The organism is Bacteroidota bacterium, assembly GCA_018266835.1.
GTDB lineage: Bacteria > Bacteroidota > Ignavibacteria > Tepidaquicellales > Tepidaquicellaceae > JAFDZO01.
On the sequence record JAFDZP010000007.1, the window covers coordinates 110,240 to 125,390 of the forward strand.

17 protein-coding genes are annotated in these 15,151 nt (G+C 35.5%); 5 read left to right on the forward strand and 12 right to left on the reverse strand.

Going from position 1 to position 15,151, the window contains the following annotated elements; all coding sequences use genetic code 11:
- Window positions 1-1,467 carry an IMP dehydrogenase gene (gene guaB / locus JST55_17030; GenBank protein MBS1495213.1) on the forward strand — a complete coding sequence of 489 codons (1,467 nt, stop codon included), beginning with the start codon at window positions 1-3 and terminating at the stop codon, window positions 1,465-1,467.
- A 159-nt stretch (window positions 1,468-1,626) separates the two neighbouring features.
- Here guaB and JST55_17035 read toward each other — a convergent pair whose 3' ends face one another.
- Window positions 1,627-1,887, reverse strand: a complete 261-nt coding sequence (locus JST55_17035) for a hypothetical protein (GenBank protein MBS1495214.1) — start codon at window positions 1,885-1,887, stop codon at window positions 1,627-1,629.
- A 570-nt stretch (window positions 1,888-2,457) separates the two neighbouring features.
- Here JST55_17035 and JST55_17040 point away from each other — a divergent pair.
- From JST55_17040 to JST55_17050, 3 genes are all read left to right on the forward strand, one after another.
- Window positions 2,458-2,961 carry a DinB family protein gene (locus tag JST55_17040; GenBank protein ID MBS1495215.1) on the forward strand — a complete coding sequence of 168 codons (504 nt, stop codon included), beginning with the start codon at window positions 2,458-2,460 and terminating at the stop codon, window positions 2,959-2,961.
- A 64-nt stretch (window positions 2,962-3,025) separates the two neighbouring features.
- A complete protein-coding gene (locus JST55_17045; protein MBS1495216.1) occupies window positions 3,026-3,718 on the forward strand; it encodes a Bax inhibitor-1/YccA family protein in 693 nt (230 codons plus the stop codon).
- 377 nt (window positions 3,719-4,095) lie between these two features.
- Window positions 4,096-5,118 (forward strand): PorV/PorQ family protein, encoded by a 1,023-nt coding sequence (locus tag JST55_17050; protein ID MBS1495217.1) that lies wholly within the window; start codon window positions 4,096-4,098, stop codon window positions 5,116-5,118.
- 251 nt (window positions 5,119-5,369) lie between these two features.
- Here JST55_17050 and JST55_17055 read toward each other — a convergent pair whose 3' ends face one another.
- From JST55_17055 to JST55_17070, 4 genes are all read right to left on the reverse strand, one after another.
- Entirely contained in the window at window positions 5,370-5,735 is a 366-nt protein-coding gene (locus JST55_17055) for a DUF2200 domain-containing protein (protein MBS1495218.1), read from the reverse strand.
- A gap of 104 nt (window positions 5,736-5,839) precedes the next feature.
- On the reverse strand, window positions 5,840-6,715 hold the full coding sequence (locus tag JST55_17060; protein MBS1495219.1) for a transketolase: 876 nt from the start codon (window positions 6,713-6,715) through the stop codon (window positions 5,840-5,842).
- Entirely contained in the window at window positions 6,712-7,362 is a 651-nt protein-coding gene (locus JST55_17065) for a glycerol-3-phosphate acyltransferase (protein MBS1495220.1), read from the reverse strand. Before JST55_17065 ends, JST55_17060 begins: the two co-directional genes overlap by 4 nt.
- A 56-nt stretch (window positions 7,363-7,418) precedes the next feature.
- The gene (locus tag JST55_17070) at window positions 7,419-8,285 is read right to left on the reverse strand and encodes a DUF1460 domain-containing protein (protein MBS1495221.1); all 867 of its coding nucleotides are present in this window, start codon (window positions 8,283-8,285) and stop codon (window positions 7,419-7,421) included.
- Window positions 8,286-8,393: 108 nt separating this feature from the next.
- On the opposite strand from JST55_17070, the gene JST55_17075 reads away from it, so the two are divergent.
- Window positions 8,394-8,858 carry a GNAT family N-acetyltransferase gene (locus JST55_17075; protein ID MBS1495222.1) on the forward strand — a complete coding sequence of 155 codons (465 nt, stop codon included), beginning with the start codon at window positions 8,394-8,396 and terminating at the stop codon, window positions 8,856-8,858.
- A gap of 10 nt (window positions 8,859-8,868) precedes the next feature.
- Here JST55_17075 and dnaB read toward each other — a convergent pair whose 3' ends face one another.
- From dnaB to JST55_17110, 7 genes are all read right to left on the reverse strand, one after another.
- A complete protein-coding gene (gene dnaB, locus JST55_17080) occupies window positions 8,869-10,347 on the reverse strand; it encodes a replicative DNA helicase (protein MBS1495223.1) in 1,479 nt (492 codons plus the stop codon).
- 109 nt (window positions 10,348-10,456) lie between these two features.
- The gene (locus JST55_17085) at window positions 10,457-11,065 is read right to left on the reverse strand and encodes a uracil-DNA glycosylase (protein MBS1495224.1); all 609 of its coding nucleotides are present in this window, start codon (window positions 11,063-11,065) and stop codon (window positions 10,457-10,459) included.
- A 200-nt stretch (window positions 11,066-11,265) separates the two neighbouring features.
- The gene (gene coaBC, locus JST55_17090; protein ID MBS1495225.1) at window positions 11,266-12,474 is read right to left on the reverse strand and encodes a bifunctional phosphopantothenoylcysteine decarboxylase/phosphopantothenate--cysteine ligase CoaBC; all 1,209 of its coding nucleotides are present in this window, start codon (window positions 12,472-12,474) and stop codon (window positions 11,266-11,268) included.
- 111 nt (window positions 12,475-12,585) lie between these two features.
- Window positions 12,586-12,882: a DNA-directed RNA polymerase subunit omega gene (locus JST55_17095; protein ID MBS1495226.1), complete on the reverse strand. Its 297-nt coding sequence runs from the start codon at window positions 12,880-12,882 to the stop codon at window positions 12,586-12,588.
- A 2-nt stretch (window positions 12,883-12,884) separates the two neighbouring features.
- Window positions 12,885-13,454: a guanylate kinase gene (gene gmk / locus JST55_17100; GenBank protein ID MBS1495227.1), complete on the reverse strand. Its 570-nt coding sequence runs from the start codon at window positions 13,452-13,454 to the stop codon at window positions 12,885-12,887.
- Window positions 13,454-14,335 carry a YicC family protein gene (locus JST55_17105; protein ID MBS1495228.1) on the reverse strand — a complete coding sequence of 294 codons (882 nt, stop codon included), beginning with the start codon at window positions 14,333-14,335 and terminating at the stop codon, window positions 13,454-13,456. Before JST55_17105 ends, gmk begins: the two co-directional genes overlap by 1 nt.
- Window positions 14,332-15,147 (reverse strand): LOG family protein, encoded by an 816-nt coding sequence (locus JST55_17110; protein ID MBS1495229.1) that lies wholly within the window; start codon window positions 15,145-15,147, stop codon window positions 14,332-14,334. The genes JST55_17105 and JST55_17110 overlap by 4 nt, the downstream gene beginning before the upstream one ends.
- Between the last annotated feature and the right edge of the window lie 4 nt (window positions 15,148-15,151).

Consider the following 15,151-nt stretch of genomic DNA (forward strand, 5'->3'; position numbering starts at 1 on the left):
ATGAAATCTGATAAAATTCTTGAACTCGCAATTACTTTTGATGATGTCCTTCTCGTTCCCGCAAAATCCAGAGTGCTTCCCCGCGATGTTGAGCTGAAAACAAAACTGACAGCGAACATCGAGCTGAACATTCCTGTTCTCTCCTCTGCTATGGATACGGTAACTGAAAGCAATATGGCAATTGCCATTGCCCGCGAAGGCGGCATAGGTATTATTCATAAGAATATGAGCATTGCAAGGCAGGCAGATGAAGTGGATAAGGTTAAACGAAGCGAGAGCGGAATGATAATGGACCCGATAACGCTGACCTCCGATAAGAAAATAAAAGATGCGCTGGCAATTATGTCCCGCTTCAGCATATCAGGTATTCCGATTGTAGATGCGAAAAATAAATTGCAGGGAATTCTGACTAACAGGGATTTACGATTTGAGCCGAACGAAGAGACGCTTATATCTGAAATTATGACTAAGGAAAATTTAATCACTGCTCCCGCTGGTACAAATTTAACCGAAGCAGAATTAATTCTTCAGAAGCATAAAATTGAAAAGCTGCTTGTAGTGGATAAGGCAGGAAATTTAAAAGGACTAATCACATTCAAAGATATTCAGAAGAGAAAAAGATTTCCGCTCGCATGCAAAGATAAATTCGGAAGGTTAAGAGCAGGCGCTGCCGTAGGTATTGCTGCCGATACAATTGAAAGAGTAACAGCATTAGTCGCAAAAGGTGTTGATGTAATTGTAGTTGATACGGCGCACGGACACTCGCAAGGTGTTGTTGATATGGTAAAGCTTATAAAAAAATCTTTCAAAGTAGATTTAATCGCAGGCAATGTTGCAACGGGAGAAGCGACTTACGATTTAATTCAGGCAGGAGCAGACGGAATAAAGGTCGGCATCGGCGCAGGGTCAATCTGCACAACAAGAATTATTGCCGGAGTCGGAGTTCCACAGATATCTGCAATTATAGAGTGCGCTAAGATTGCTCATCAGTATAAAATACCGTTGATAGCAGATGGCGGCATAAAGCAGACGGGAGATATTCCAAAAGCAATTGCAGCAGGAGCGGATTCAATTATGGTCGGCGGAATGCTTGCAGGCACGGATGAAACCCCCGGCGAAAAAGTTTTGTATGAAGGAAGAAGCTATAAGGTTTACAGAGGTATGGGCTCACTTGAAGCAATGAAGGAAGGCTCGAAGGACAGATATTTTCAGGATGCAGAAGATGATATTAAAAAATTAGTACCTGAGGGCATTGAAGGAATTGTACCATATAAAGGAGCGCTTGGTGAGACAATTTATCAAATTGTGGGCGGACTTCGCGCTGCAATGGGTTACTGCGGAGCAAAAAATATTCACGAAATGAAAACGAAAACTAAGTTTGTTCAGATAACAAATGCAGGACTGAAAGAATCACATCCGCATGATGTGAAGATAACGAAGGAAGCGCCTAATTATAGTATAAAGTAAAAGGTTTGTAAAGTTTGTAAAGTTTGTAAAACAATTCGAAATTAAAGTTCATAAAGTTTGATAAAGATATTTTACTTTATAAACCTTATGAACTTTTTACTTTACAAACCTTATGAGTTTATTACTTTATAAACCTTATGAACATTACAAACTTTATTCTCAACGCATTCCGCTATACGAAACAATTTCCCATTTAAAAGTCAGATGATCAACAGCAATTTCAGCAGAAATATTCTGCTGAGGGCACTCTACTATATAATGAGTAATTTTTGATTCCCCCGAAGGCACCTGCCACTTATTAACCATCTTATTCACGTTATACACCGTATCATTCCATTTGAATCTCAGCACAACCATTTTCATATGATGCATATGGGCTATGACTTCAATGGGGTCTGATATAAATTTTGCTGCAGCCATAATATTACCTTTATTATTTTTACCTGTTTAATTTAGGGTAATTATAAGAGAATGTCAATTAAAGAATACTAACCCATAGGCAGGTGAGAGGCTTATACTTCATATAAAATTTTACTTATACTTTTGCAGCTCTTTGGGAACCCACCCCTCGTAATAAAACATGAACCGGAATATTCTATAATTCTTAAACTGTCACGGTCTTGTCAAGCATTATTTGAGATATTTTCCCTATTTATACTAATAGGCTCGCACATCTGTTTTTAAAAAACTGTAATTCTTATTTTATATTCTAATCAATTTTAAAATTGATTAAAGAAATGATATTAACGGAAAGCAAAATAATTTAGGATTTTTTATAACACGTGAAAAAAAAACATCATGAGGCTAATTACCAACTCCTGATTGCATCCCTACAAAAACAACAATTTAGCTCATAACTTACGAGGGGGCGTAAGTTTCGGTATAAGTTTTTCCAGTAACTTAAGCTCTCCAAAAATTTAAACTTGAACGCTCGATTTGCATTAGCTATTATTGAATAATCCGGAAATTCAAAAAATTAACCACACAAAAATGTTCAGAACAATTGAAGATTTTTCAAACGAGTGGACTTACGAATACGAAGCCACATTAAAATTATTCGGCAACTTAACCAACGAAACTCTTAATACGGAAATAAAACCGGGCGGAAGAGATATCGGCTTCCTTGCATGGCATATGGTTGAAACAATTTCTGAAATGCTCAAGACTGCAGGCTTAACTGATATCGATGAACTGCACGACTTAGATAAAAGCGTAAGAAATGTTCACAAGATAAAATCAGATTACGAACGACTTTCAAAGCAGGCGCTTGAAGCAGTCAAAGACCAGTGGACAGATGAAAAGCTGCTTGAGAAAGTCCCTATGTACGGAGAAGAATGGTATAAAGGTTTTGTACTGCAATGCTTAATATTACATCAGGCACATCACAGAGGACAAATGGAAGTATTAATGAGACAGGCAGGATTGAAGGTTACAGGAATTTACGGACCCGCTGAAGAAGAATGGTCACTGATGGGAATGGAACCGCAAAAGTAATTTTTTGTTTAATAATTAAAATTACATATACAAAATGAATCAATTTTATAATAACGGCTCAGGTATGAGTACTTCTATGCCGGGAGCAGTAGTGCAAACAGATGTAAAAAGTTTTTTGCTGAGAGTATATAACTGGATGGCAATGGGTCTGGCAATAACCGGCCTAACTGCCTTTGCAGTATCTTCATCCGATACTTTACTGCAGCTTATTTTTGGCAACCCAATTCTATTCTGGGGATTATTTATAGTGGAGTTTCTTATGGTTCTCGGGCTTTCAGCCGCGATAAATAAAATTCCGTCAATCGTTGCAATCGGATTATTTTTTGCCTACGCATTTTTGAACGGTGTAACGCTTTCGTTTATATTTTTACTTTATACACATGCGTCCATTTATTCTACGTTCTTAATATGCGCTATGATGTTTGCATCGGTAAGTGTTCTTGGCTACATTACAAAAATGGATCTTTCAAAGATGGGTTCATTTTTATTTATGGCTTTGATTGGATTAATAATCGCATCAGTCGTGAACATATTTCTGGCTAACTCAACACTGTACTGGATTATTAGCTATGCAGGTGTTTTAATTTTTGTAGGATTAACAGCTTACGATACTCAGAAAATAAAACAGATGGCATACAGCATGGAATCCGGCAGCGAAACAGGTAAAAAAGCAGCAGTTATCGGCGCGCTTCAGCTATATCTGGACTTTATCAATATGTTCTTATTTTTACTCAGAATCCTCGGAAACAGAAGATAATTTTGTTGATTTTCTATCTATTGATTCTATTGCTTCTATTAATTGATGACAATTTGACCGCAAAGATGCAAAGAATTGATATAGAGAACGCAAAGAAAATTACTAAACCAATTAAAAATTCTCGGCGGCCTTTGCTAAATCTTCGCTTCTTTGCGGTGAATACACAAATTGAGATGAGTTAAATTCTAAAGTACAACTTTCGGAAATAATAAGCTTTTAGAGTATAATTAGTATTGATTTATCGAAATAATTTATACATTATTAGGTACGGAGTGAGAACCTAGCAGGTATTCATTTCCCATATAAAATCATTTTAAAACTTCAGGAGGTCACTATAATTTAATTTACGTTTTTTTTGTAAATTAACCGTGGGATATATGGATTCAATTAAAAAAATCTTAGTAGTTATTATATTTTGCCTGTGCGCACAACTCACCTTTGCTCAAGGCAGCGGTAACAAATACGCAGGAGAATTTCTGGCAATCGGTGTCGGCGGACGACCTCTCGGAATGGGCGGAGCATATGTTGCTCTGGTTAACGATGTCACTGCAGGATACTGGAATCCCGCATCACTCTCCAGAATTAATTACCCTCAGTTTTCTTTAATGCATGATGAAAGATTCGGCAACCTTATCAATTATGATTACGGTTCTGTAGGAATTCCATTCGGTAAATCCGCTTCATTGGGATTCAGCATTATCAGAATGGGAGTAGATGACATTGCAGATACACGTAACGCTTTGATTGATCTGAACGGCAACGGAATTCTTGACCCGGGTGAAAGATTAGACCCTGATAAAATTACTTATTTCAACTCAACTGACTACGCATTCTTCCTTACTTATTCAAAGAAACAATCAGATAAATTTTCATACGGCGCTAATTTAAAAATCATAAGAAGAAACATTGCTGAAGCATCTGCATGGGGCTTAGGATTTGATGTTGGTTTAAATTATAATCCGTTCGGAAGATTTTTCTTAGGCGCTAACTTACAGGACTTGACAACAACTTATCTTTCATGGTCAACAGGAAAGAAAGAAACAATTTCACCTACTGCAAAAATCGGAACTGCATATTCAATAGATGCTCTTGGCGGAGTAATAACTCCGGCTGTTGATTTTGATGTACGCTTTGAAGGAAGAAAAGAATCAGCAAATGCTTATATCGGACCTGTCAGTTTTGATATGCACTCAGGAATTGAATACTCATTCAAAAATCTTATCAGTGTAAGAACAGGCTATAACGATTTAGGTAATCTTACTTTAGGAGCAGGCGTTAAGCTTCCAAAGCTTGCTATTGATTATTCATTTGCAAAGTTCGACGGCACAGACCAGTTAGGTAACACACATAGAATTTCCCTGGTGTTCACTCTTGAAGAAGAAAAATTCCAAAGAAAATAATTTTCATAAAAGTTCATAAACACGAAAGGCTATTGGAGAAATCCAGTAGCCTTTTTTATATGACAAACCGGCTTCCCCCTCCTTACTAAGGAGGGGGACTGAGGGGGTGGTTACCGCTAAAAATATTAACGTTACGACGCCGGGCATCGTAACGAGAGTATGAACAAAAGGCTATCAAAGAAATTTGATAGCCTTCTTTTATTTTTCTTTATACTTATTACTTTCTACTAAATACTAACTACTCAATACTCTCAGAGCTTTCTTAAAATTTTCTCCATTGGTCTTCCCTTAGCAAGTTCATCGATGAGTTTATCAAGATAACGTATTTCGCGCATAAGCGGGTCTTCGATATTTTCAATCCGTATGCCGCAAATTGTGCCGTTAATAAGTGAACGGTTAGGATTTAGTTTGGGGGCTTTATCAAAAAATGTTTCCATATCAGCTTTTTTCTCAAGCATGGTTTCGAACTTCTTTTGTGTGTAACCGGTAAGCCATCTGATTATTTCATCAACTTCTGCTTTGGTGCGGCCTTTCTTTTCAGCCTTGGCAATGTAATGTGGATAGACTCCGGCAAAGCTCATGGTATAGACTCGATTTTTTTTCGCTGTCTCTGTCATTTTCTATAAAATTGATTTATAAAACTAAAAAGGTTATCCGAAATGAACGAATAACCTTTCTATGTACTTTCTACTTTATACTTTATACTTTATACTTTATACTTTTACAGTTCAAGTTCTACAAAGTCACCGAACTTTGTCTTTGTTAATTCGGTAAGAGCAATTTTGCCTTGTTCATCATTCGGCGGAACTCCGTGCCATTGATATTTGTCTTCCATAAATGATACGCCTTTACCCATGAATGTCTGCGCAACTATGCAGCTTGGTTTTCCTTTAACTGCTTTTGCTTTATCAATGCCGTCAAGAATAGACTGCATATCGTTTCCGTTAACTTCAATTACTTCCCAGTTGAAAGCTTTGAATTTATCAGGAATAGAATCCATGTTCAATACGTTCTGTACTCTGTTATCGATTTGGCAATCGTTTTTATCAATAATCACTGTAAGGTTATCGCATTTATGATGTGCTGCCGTCATAACTGCTTCCCAGATCTGACCTTCCTGAAGTTCACCGTCTCCGCAAACGCAATAGACGTGATTTGATTTCTTTGAAAGCTTCAGTCCCAAAGCCGTACCTGCAGCAATTGATAAACCCTGACCGAGTGAACCCGAAGCAATTTCAACGCCGGGTACTCCGTGAGTTTTCATATGAGACGGATGTCCTTGTAATCTTCCGTTAACTTTACGTAATGTCTTTAGTTCTTCTATGGGGAAATAGCCGCGTCTTGCTAAAGTTGCGTACCAAACCGGAGCAATGTGCCCGATTGATAAAAAGAAAAAGTCCCTGTCTTCAGCAGCAGGATTTTCGTTATCCAGAACCATCTTGTTAAAATAAAGCGCTGTAAAAAAGTCGGCCATACCCAACGGACCGCCTGAGTGCCCTGACTTGGAAATCAAAAGCATATTAATAATGTCGCGTCTTATCTGACGTGCCATTTCATTCAAATCTTCAATTGAAGTTAACTTAGGATTCGTACTCATTTTTTATGATTGGTTATTAATTCGAAAATCGGTGTAATGTGTTTAAGCAATATAACAATTACAATCGAGGAACTTAATGCAAATAATAAGGTAAAGGTCAACTCTTTGCCAAATGTTGTAAAGCCATAGGTAAAAGGGATAATTAAGTCCTGTGTAAAAATCAAAGCCATAGGAATTAAAATCAATCCGATTACCGTGGCAATATGAACATTGTCCTTAATTTTCCTTACTATGAAATAAAACAGAAGCCAGTAAATCACGAGCCAGAAATTCATTACGAGTAAAATTCCTGCTCCCGTTGCAAGTCCCCTGCCGCCTTTAAATTTTATAAAGACAGAAAAATTGTGACCAAGTACTAAAAGAACTAAAGGTATAATTGTAAAATATAGATTCAGTTTTAAAACATATAAAAGAATAATAGCCGGAATTAGTCCTTTGAATAAATCGAAAAGCATTACAAGTATTCCCGTTGATTTCGAACCCGTTACATCGTACGAATTCATTGCGCCGACATTACCCGTTCCCTCATTTCTTATATCAAGCTGATGCCTGAATTTAAGAACTAAATAAGCAGTCGGAATAGAACCTATTAAATAATAAGCAATACACAAGCCCCAATACTCAAAAGATGTTAAAGTGAAATTCATATTATTACCATTTAATCATTTATTAAATTCACATGAACAGGATTAATTCTGAATTCTTAAAGCGGTCTGCAAACCATTACTCCCGATTGCTTTTTATTACCCATTATGTAATCCTGAATTGTCCCGTCGGAAATTATGACTTCTTTTTTCTTAAGCGATGCATTTAAAAAATAAGGGATGCCGTTCTCTTTATAAATAATTCCCGTGTGAGCAATATCAAGTCCGCCGACTTCAGAGGTAATTCCGATTATGTCACCGGATTGCAACGAATCAAAAACACTTGGTAAATCTTTAATGGGTATATAATAATTTTGTCTGCTGTTAATGTTGTTTTCAACCGCCTGCATTTGCGCAACGTTGTCGGGATTGTTTTTCAGTGCGGGATAGGAGTCAGTATGAGTTGTCATAAAATCAATTGTCTTGTTATATTCAACTCCGCCGATTTCTTTTGTGATATCTCTTACAATGCCTTTTTTATCATTGTCATAAATCCAGTCGGAAAAATAATGAAGTCTCGAAGGATATCCGTCTATCTTGCCGTCTCTGTATCTTATCTTCTCGAGTTCTTTTTTATAGTTTTCAAAACTTGTATCTCCCTGCTTTATTATGCGGGACATCGTAAGAGCATTTTCGCAGAACGTGACACAATCCAGACCAGATACATAAACAATCAATCTTTCTTTATTGGGATTTACATCAAGTGTACCTGCAACGTAGGGAGTTGCCATAAAAGATTTTCCGACTTCAATAATAACTTCACTAATCGGTTTATCTTTTAAAGAAGCATCAAATGACTTTAATATCTTCTTGCATTTCATATCTTCGTAGTCATCGCTTCTGTCATACGCTCTTATTAACGATGGGACTGCAATGCTTGAAATTCCGATTGCTGCAGTTGCTTTGAAAAATGTTCTTCTATCCATGTTTTGAATTCTAAAAATTATTGTAATTTATTTATTCTGATTATTAATATAAATTCATTAAATATTTAATTTAAACATAATTCTTCCGAATAAGTTCTGTAAAATCCCATGAAAGTTAAAACAAAAGTTGAAATAATAAAGCCAACTAAAAAACAATCGAACGACATATTATTCTTAGTTGATGAACTTGCTAATTATGAAAAACTAAAGCTCCCTACAAAATCAGCAAAACAAAGATTACTCAGTGATATCTTTTCAAAGAAACCGTTAATCAATGTTCTGCTTGCAAGAGCAGATGATAAATACATCGGATATGCTTTTTACTTCTTTTCATATTCATCCTTTCTTGCAAAACCGACTTTATACCTCGAAGATATATTTATCCTCGAAGAATACCGCCGCGTCGGAGCTGGGAAATTATTTTTTAAAGAGCTGAATAAAATTGCTAAGGCAAAAAATTGCGGAAGGATTGAATTTATAGTTCTTGACTGGAACAAAAGCGCCATCTCATTCTATAATAAACTTGGGATTAAAGAATTAGACGGCTGGAAATTTTTCAGAAAGTCATTCTGATTTTAATAAATTAAAACGGTTGGTCTACAGGGACATTCCCATTACCATTTACATTTTGTTCAACTATTCCAGCTATGGAATGAAGATCTTTGTTTTCAAAGGTTGCATATTCTCCTAAGAAAACCAATTCAAAATCTCCTATTGGACCATTTCTCTGCTTACCAATTACAATTTCTGCTTTCCTACTCATCTCCAAAAAACTAGGGTCATTTCTATCAATTTTAAGTCCTATAATAGGTCTATTTACAAAAATAATCATATCTGCATCTTGTTCAATAGCACCTGATTCACGTAAATCACCAAGTTGAGGTTTCCTATCTTTTGTCGCTTTCGTTTCTACGTTTCTATTTAACTGTGCGCATGCAACAACTGGTATTTGTAGTTCTTTTGCAAGTGCTTTTAATCCTCTCGATACATAAGCAACTTCTAAGTCTCTTCTTTCTGCATCATCTTGACCTCTCACAAGCTGGAGATAGTCAACTACAACCATATCAATATTATGTTCATGTTTCAAACGTCTTGCCTTAGCTCTTATTTCAAGAATAGAAAGCTCACTTGAGTCATCTATATATAAATCAGTTTTTAACTTGCCAAACCCCTCAGCAACTTTTTGCCATTCATGATTCGGTAATTTACCAAGTTTTAATTTTTTACCATCAACTTGCAAAACACTCGCTAGTAATCTGTAGACCAATTCTTTATATGACATTTCCAGAGAGAATATGGCGACCTTTTTTCCAAATTTTATTGCTGCGTTACTTGCGATGTTCATTGCAAATGCAGTCTTACCATGGGAAGGTCTGCCAGCAATAACTATCAATTCAGACTTATGAAATCCTCCTGTTAAGCCATCTAATAAATCATATCCAGTAGGTACACCTTCAACTCCTTTGCTAGTTCTTCTTTCATTTAATTCAATAATTATGTCTTCTATCTCGTCTTTAACGGAAATAACTTTTTTCTTCGCTAAAGATTCGGATATATCGAGTATTTTTTGTTCTGCTTCATCAAGTATAGAAAAAGTATTATTAGATGAATCAAGACATTTTTCAACAATTCTCGAAGAAATATTGATTAAATTTCTTAAAATATGTTTTTCTGCAATAATTCGAGCATAATAAACACTGTTTGCTGACGTAGACACAGAATCAACTAATTCCAGTAAATACTCAATACCTCCAATCTCCTCAATGACTTTCATCTTTTTAAGTTCATCTTCCAATATGTGAATATCAATTGGTGCTAACCTGCTATTTAAAAGAGTCATTGCATGAAACACATGCTGATTTTTTTTTATGTAGAAATGTTCGTATGTAAGATGTTGCAAAATTTCATTCATTACTTGGTTATCTATTAAAATAGCACCAAGAAGCATTTGCTCGAAATCTTGAGCATTTGGAGGAATATTAAAATCCTTTTTGGATTTGAAATCGAAATCTTCGTTTAAATTATCTCTCTCGGTTTCTTTTCGGTTATATTTTTTAGCCATTGGTAGGTTTTCTTAAATATATACAATCGTACGTAACAAGTAAATTGAGATATTTACGAATTGACACTGACGTCCAATTGGCTTTAGGAAGGCAAAAAAACAGGTATATTTACTTTTTTACAAGTTTGTCATACTCTTTTCTGAGCAGCTGCACATCTTCCCATGTAGGTCTTTTCCAGTTGGGATTTCTTAGCAATGCAGCAGGGTGAAATGTTACCATCGTTGGAATTCCCTGATATTCATGAAACTTTCCTCTCATTTTTCCAAGGGGCTCTTTTGAACGCAGCAATGTCTGAGCTGCAAATGTTCCCACACATAAAATCAATTTCGGTTTTATAAGTTCAAGCTGCTTGAATAAATAAGGTTCACATGCTTCAATTTCTTCAGGCAATGGATTTCTGTTATTCGGTGGTCTGGATTTTAATATGTTGCAAATGAAAACTTCTTCTCTTGTAAAGTTTACTGCTTTCAAAATTTCTGTTAATAACTTACCTGCTCTTCCAACAAAAGGCTTGCCCTGCTCATCTTCATCTGCTCCGGGTGCTTCACCTATTACTACAAGTTTTGCTTTGGGATTTCCCTCGCCGAAAACAAAATTTGTCCGTGTTTTCCATAACGGACATTTTTTGCATCCCTGAATTGCCTCACGCAAGTCCTGCAGATTTTTTGCATTCTGCCACTCTTCTTTGGTAGGGACTTTCGCTATCTTTTTTGCCATGTCATCGTTGGGATTTTCTGAATTAGGATAAGAAATAATTTCATCACTTACATTGTCGTTATTTATACCGGCTTGAATATCTAAATCATAAACACTGTCGGATTTTAATTCATCTTTATGAATAAGATAATTATAGTTCTTCTTGTAAAATTTTAAGTAGCTTTCAAAGTCCTTTAATATTTCATTAACTGTTTCTGACATTATAGAAAGAGTTTATCTAAAATTATATTTGCAAGTTCAAGCTTAGTCATTTTTTTGTATTTGTTAACACTCTTGTCATCTATTATCGAAGCCACATTAGTATCTGTACCGAATCCTGCGCCTTTTACATTGGGATTATTTAAAACTATAAAATCTAAATTTTTTCTTTTGAGCTTGCTCTTTGCATTTGCGACTTCGTTGTTAGTTTCAACTGCAAAGCCGACAAGTTTATAATTCTTTTTTTGCTCACCAAGATACTTTAAAATGTCAACGGATAATCCGCACTCAATGTTAATCTTATTTTTAAAATTCTCTTTCTTAATTTTTTGTTTACTGATTTTCAATGGCTTGAAATCTTCAATTGCAGCCGTCATTACAATTGCATCTTTGCTTTTCATATTCTTCTTAACTGCATTAAACATCTGTTCAGAAGTTTCAACATCTATGCGACATACATTTTCAATCTGTAAATTCACAGGACCTGAAATCAAAGTCACCTCTGCGCCTCTTTCACTCGCTGCCTGAGCTATTGCAAATCCCATTTTACCAGTGGAAGGATTTGTAATAAACCTAACTGCATCAATGTACTCTCTTGTCGGTCCCGCTGTAATCAGAACTTTCTTTCCTGCTAAATCTTCCTTCCTACCAAGTTCATTTTTCAAAAACTCAAGCATCACTTCAGGCTCAGCCATTCTTCCCATACCGACTAAACCGCTGGCAAGCTCGCCGCTCGTCGGTTCAATTATTTTATATCCGTAAGACTTCAGCTTATTAATATTACTCTGAGTGATTTTATTCTTATACATATCATCGTCCATCGTGGGAGCAAGTGCTATCGGGCATCGTGTTGCAAGAATTGTTACAAGCAAAAAATTATCGCTCATGCCCGCTGCAATTTTTGCAAGTGTGTTTGCAGTTGCAGGCGCAACGATAAAATAATCAGCCCATATCCCTAAATTCACATGCCATGTCTGAGTCTCAACTTTATTCAGAGTTTTCATTTCACCGTCAGGAAAAATGTTCATTATAACATCGTTCTTTGATAACGCTGATAATGTGACAGGAGAAACAAATTTAGCAGCATCTGGAGTCATAATAACTCTGACTTCCGCACCCTCTTTAACAAGAAGGCGGACTAAGCGGCTCATTTTATAAGCAGCAATTCCCGCTGAAATACCTACTAATATTTTTTTACCTTTGAGATTCAAGAGTAACCGATTGGAATGAGTTGTAAGAATAAAAAAGAAATACTTACCTGAAAGTAATCAAGTAAGTATTCTAAAAAAACATATAAATTTTAAGACAAGAATTTAAGCTTCTTAGTCTGCGCTTCTTTCTTTAAATCTGAAAGAAATCTCATCATTCAGAATTTCTTTGATAGCGCGAATTGTCGGCTTATTCTTTTGTTCGAACTCTAATGAAATATTCAGTTTATCCTGATTCATTATTGTATCGTCTTCTTCTTCTTTTGCGATGATTGGCTCAAGTCTCTGATTGAGTTCCATTTTTTCTTCATCGTTGATTTGCTTGGCTCTTATTGAAGCGATTGCTACTGCTTCGTAAACATTCTGAGCTTTTGATTCAAATCTCTCAATGTCTAAAGTTTGAATTGACATGATTATTTCTCCTTTAAGTTATTTTTATATTTTAAAATTATTTCGTTTGCTTCATTGACTGCCGTTGGGAGCTCCTTATTTACCACAACGTAGTCAAAAGAATCTTTTTGATTTAACTCCATATCAAACCTCTTTATTCTGGTCTGTATATCTTCATGGTTCTCTGTTGCCCTGTTTATCAGTCTTGTCTTTAAAGTCTCTACATCGGGAGGCATGATATATATTAGAACAGCTTTATCTCCATATAGTTTCTTTATTGAAAGAGCGCCTTTAACATCAATATCAAAAATTACATTCTTTCCTTTTTCAAGACTTTCATCTATGAATGATTTCAGCGTACCATAGTAATCATCTTTGTAAACATTTTCGTATTCAACAAGCTCATTATTCTTTATCTTCTCATTGAAAGCTTCTTTAGTCAGGAAAAAATAATCGTGCCCGTGGACTTCATTCCCTCTTTTATTTCTAGTTGTAGCAGAGATTGAAAAAATCAGATCATTATGAATTTTTAAAAGCTCTCTAACTATTGTGGTTTTTCCTGCGCCCGAAGGTGCCGATATAACAAAAAGCATTATTCTATGTTTTGCAGCTGTTCCCTTATTTTTTCAAGCTCTTCTTTTAATGCCGAGACTCTCTGGGAAATTTCTGCGTTTAAGGATTTTGAAGCCATCGTATTTATCTCTCTGTTAATTTCCTGCGTAAGGAAATTTAATCTTCTTCCTGCCAGTTCTTTAGAAGATGCATACTCTTCAAAGTATTTTGTATGACTTCTCAGACGCACACATTCTTCACTTATATCAAGCTTCTCAGCAAGAAGAACTACTTCCTGCTCTATTCTGTTTTCATCGATTAGTTTTTTATCACCGAGTAAAAGCTCAACTTTCTGAAATAATTTATCTCTTTCGTCTTTAATATTTTCCAGTGAAATCTTCTCAATTATTGCTGATTCGCTTTCAATCATTTTTACTCTTCCCATTATATCGTCACGTAAGCTTTCACCTTCTTTAATCTTCATGTTTATTAAATCATCAAGTCCTTTGTTCAGTAAATCAAGAATAAATTTAAACTCTTCATCGGATAATTCATTCGAAACATCTTTTGCAATGAACTCTGAGAAAGTTAAAATATGCTCAAGCTTGATTTTTTCTTTTGAACCGATTGTCTTTCTTATATCTTTTAAAACATTGAAATAAGTTTTTACATTTTCCTTATCGACTTTGAAAACGTTTTCATCATTCTTATCGGAACCAACATTGATATAAATGCTCAGCTTGCCGCGGGAGATTTTCTTGCGGACAAGATCTTTTAATTCAAAATCTTTTGTGTATAAAAATTTCGGGTACTTAAAAGTTATTTCACAAAATTTATTGTTGACTGAACGGATTTCTATGGAATAATTTTTATCCCCATATTGACCTTCGGCTTTACCGTAGCCCGTCATACTTACAATCATACTGTCTTATTGTTTAATTTATATTTTACTGTCAATTTAGATTTGAGATATTCAAATCCTTCCTGGGGTGTTTCTACGTATTTCCAGAGTTTTAAATCCTCTTTTGATATCATTCCGAAATCGGCAAGGGCTTCAAGATTTATAATCTTATCCCAATACTCTTTTCCGTAAATGATAATGAACATTTTCTTGTGGAGTTTTTGTGTCTGTACAAGAGTTATAATTTCCATAAGTTCATCCAGAGTCCCGAATCCACCCGGCATTATTACAAGCGCCTTTGCAGGATAAGCGAACCAGAATTTTCTCATGAAGAAATAATGAAACTCAAAATTCAGTTCAGGACTTATATATTGATTCGGGTATTGCTCAAAAGGAAGCGAAATATTCAATCCCATCGAGTAAGCATCTGCCTTCGCAGCGCCTTTGTTTGCAGCTTCCATAATTCCGGGGCCGCCGCCTGAACAAATAACAAACTCTTTTTCTTTCGGTAATGTCTTAGACCACTTACTAAGAAGATAAGCCATTTCAACCGTATCTTCATAGTACTTTGACATCATTAAATCCATCTCAGCGCGCTTAAGTAATTCAGCTGAAGCGTTATCTTTTTTCAGCTTCCTCAGATTTTTTTCTGCCTGAGCTTTTGATTTCACTCGTGCAGAACCGAAGAAAACAATTGTATGATTTATTTTATACTTCTTAAATCTTTCAAGAGGTTCAAGATACTCTGTTAAAATTCTTACGCTTCTTCCTGCAGGTGAGTTTAAAAACTTTGCATTGTGATAAGCCTTTGGTGCTTTTATTATTCGTGCCATAAAA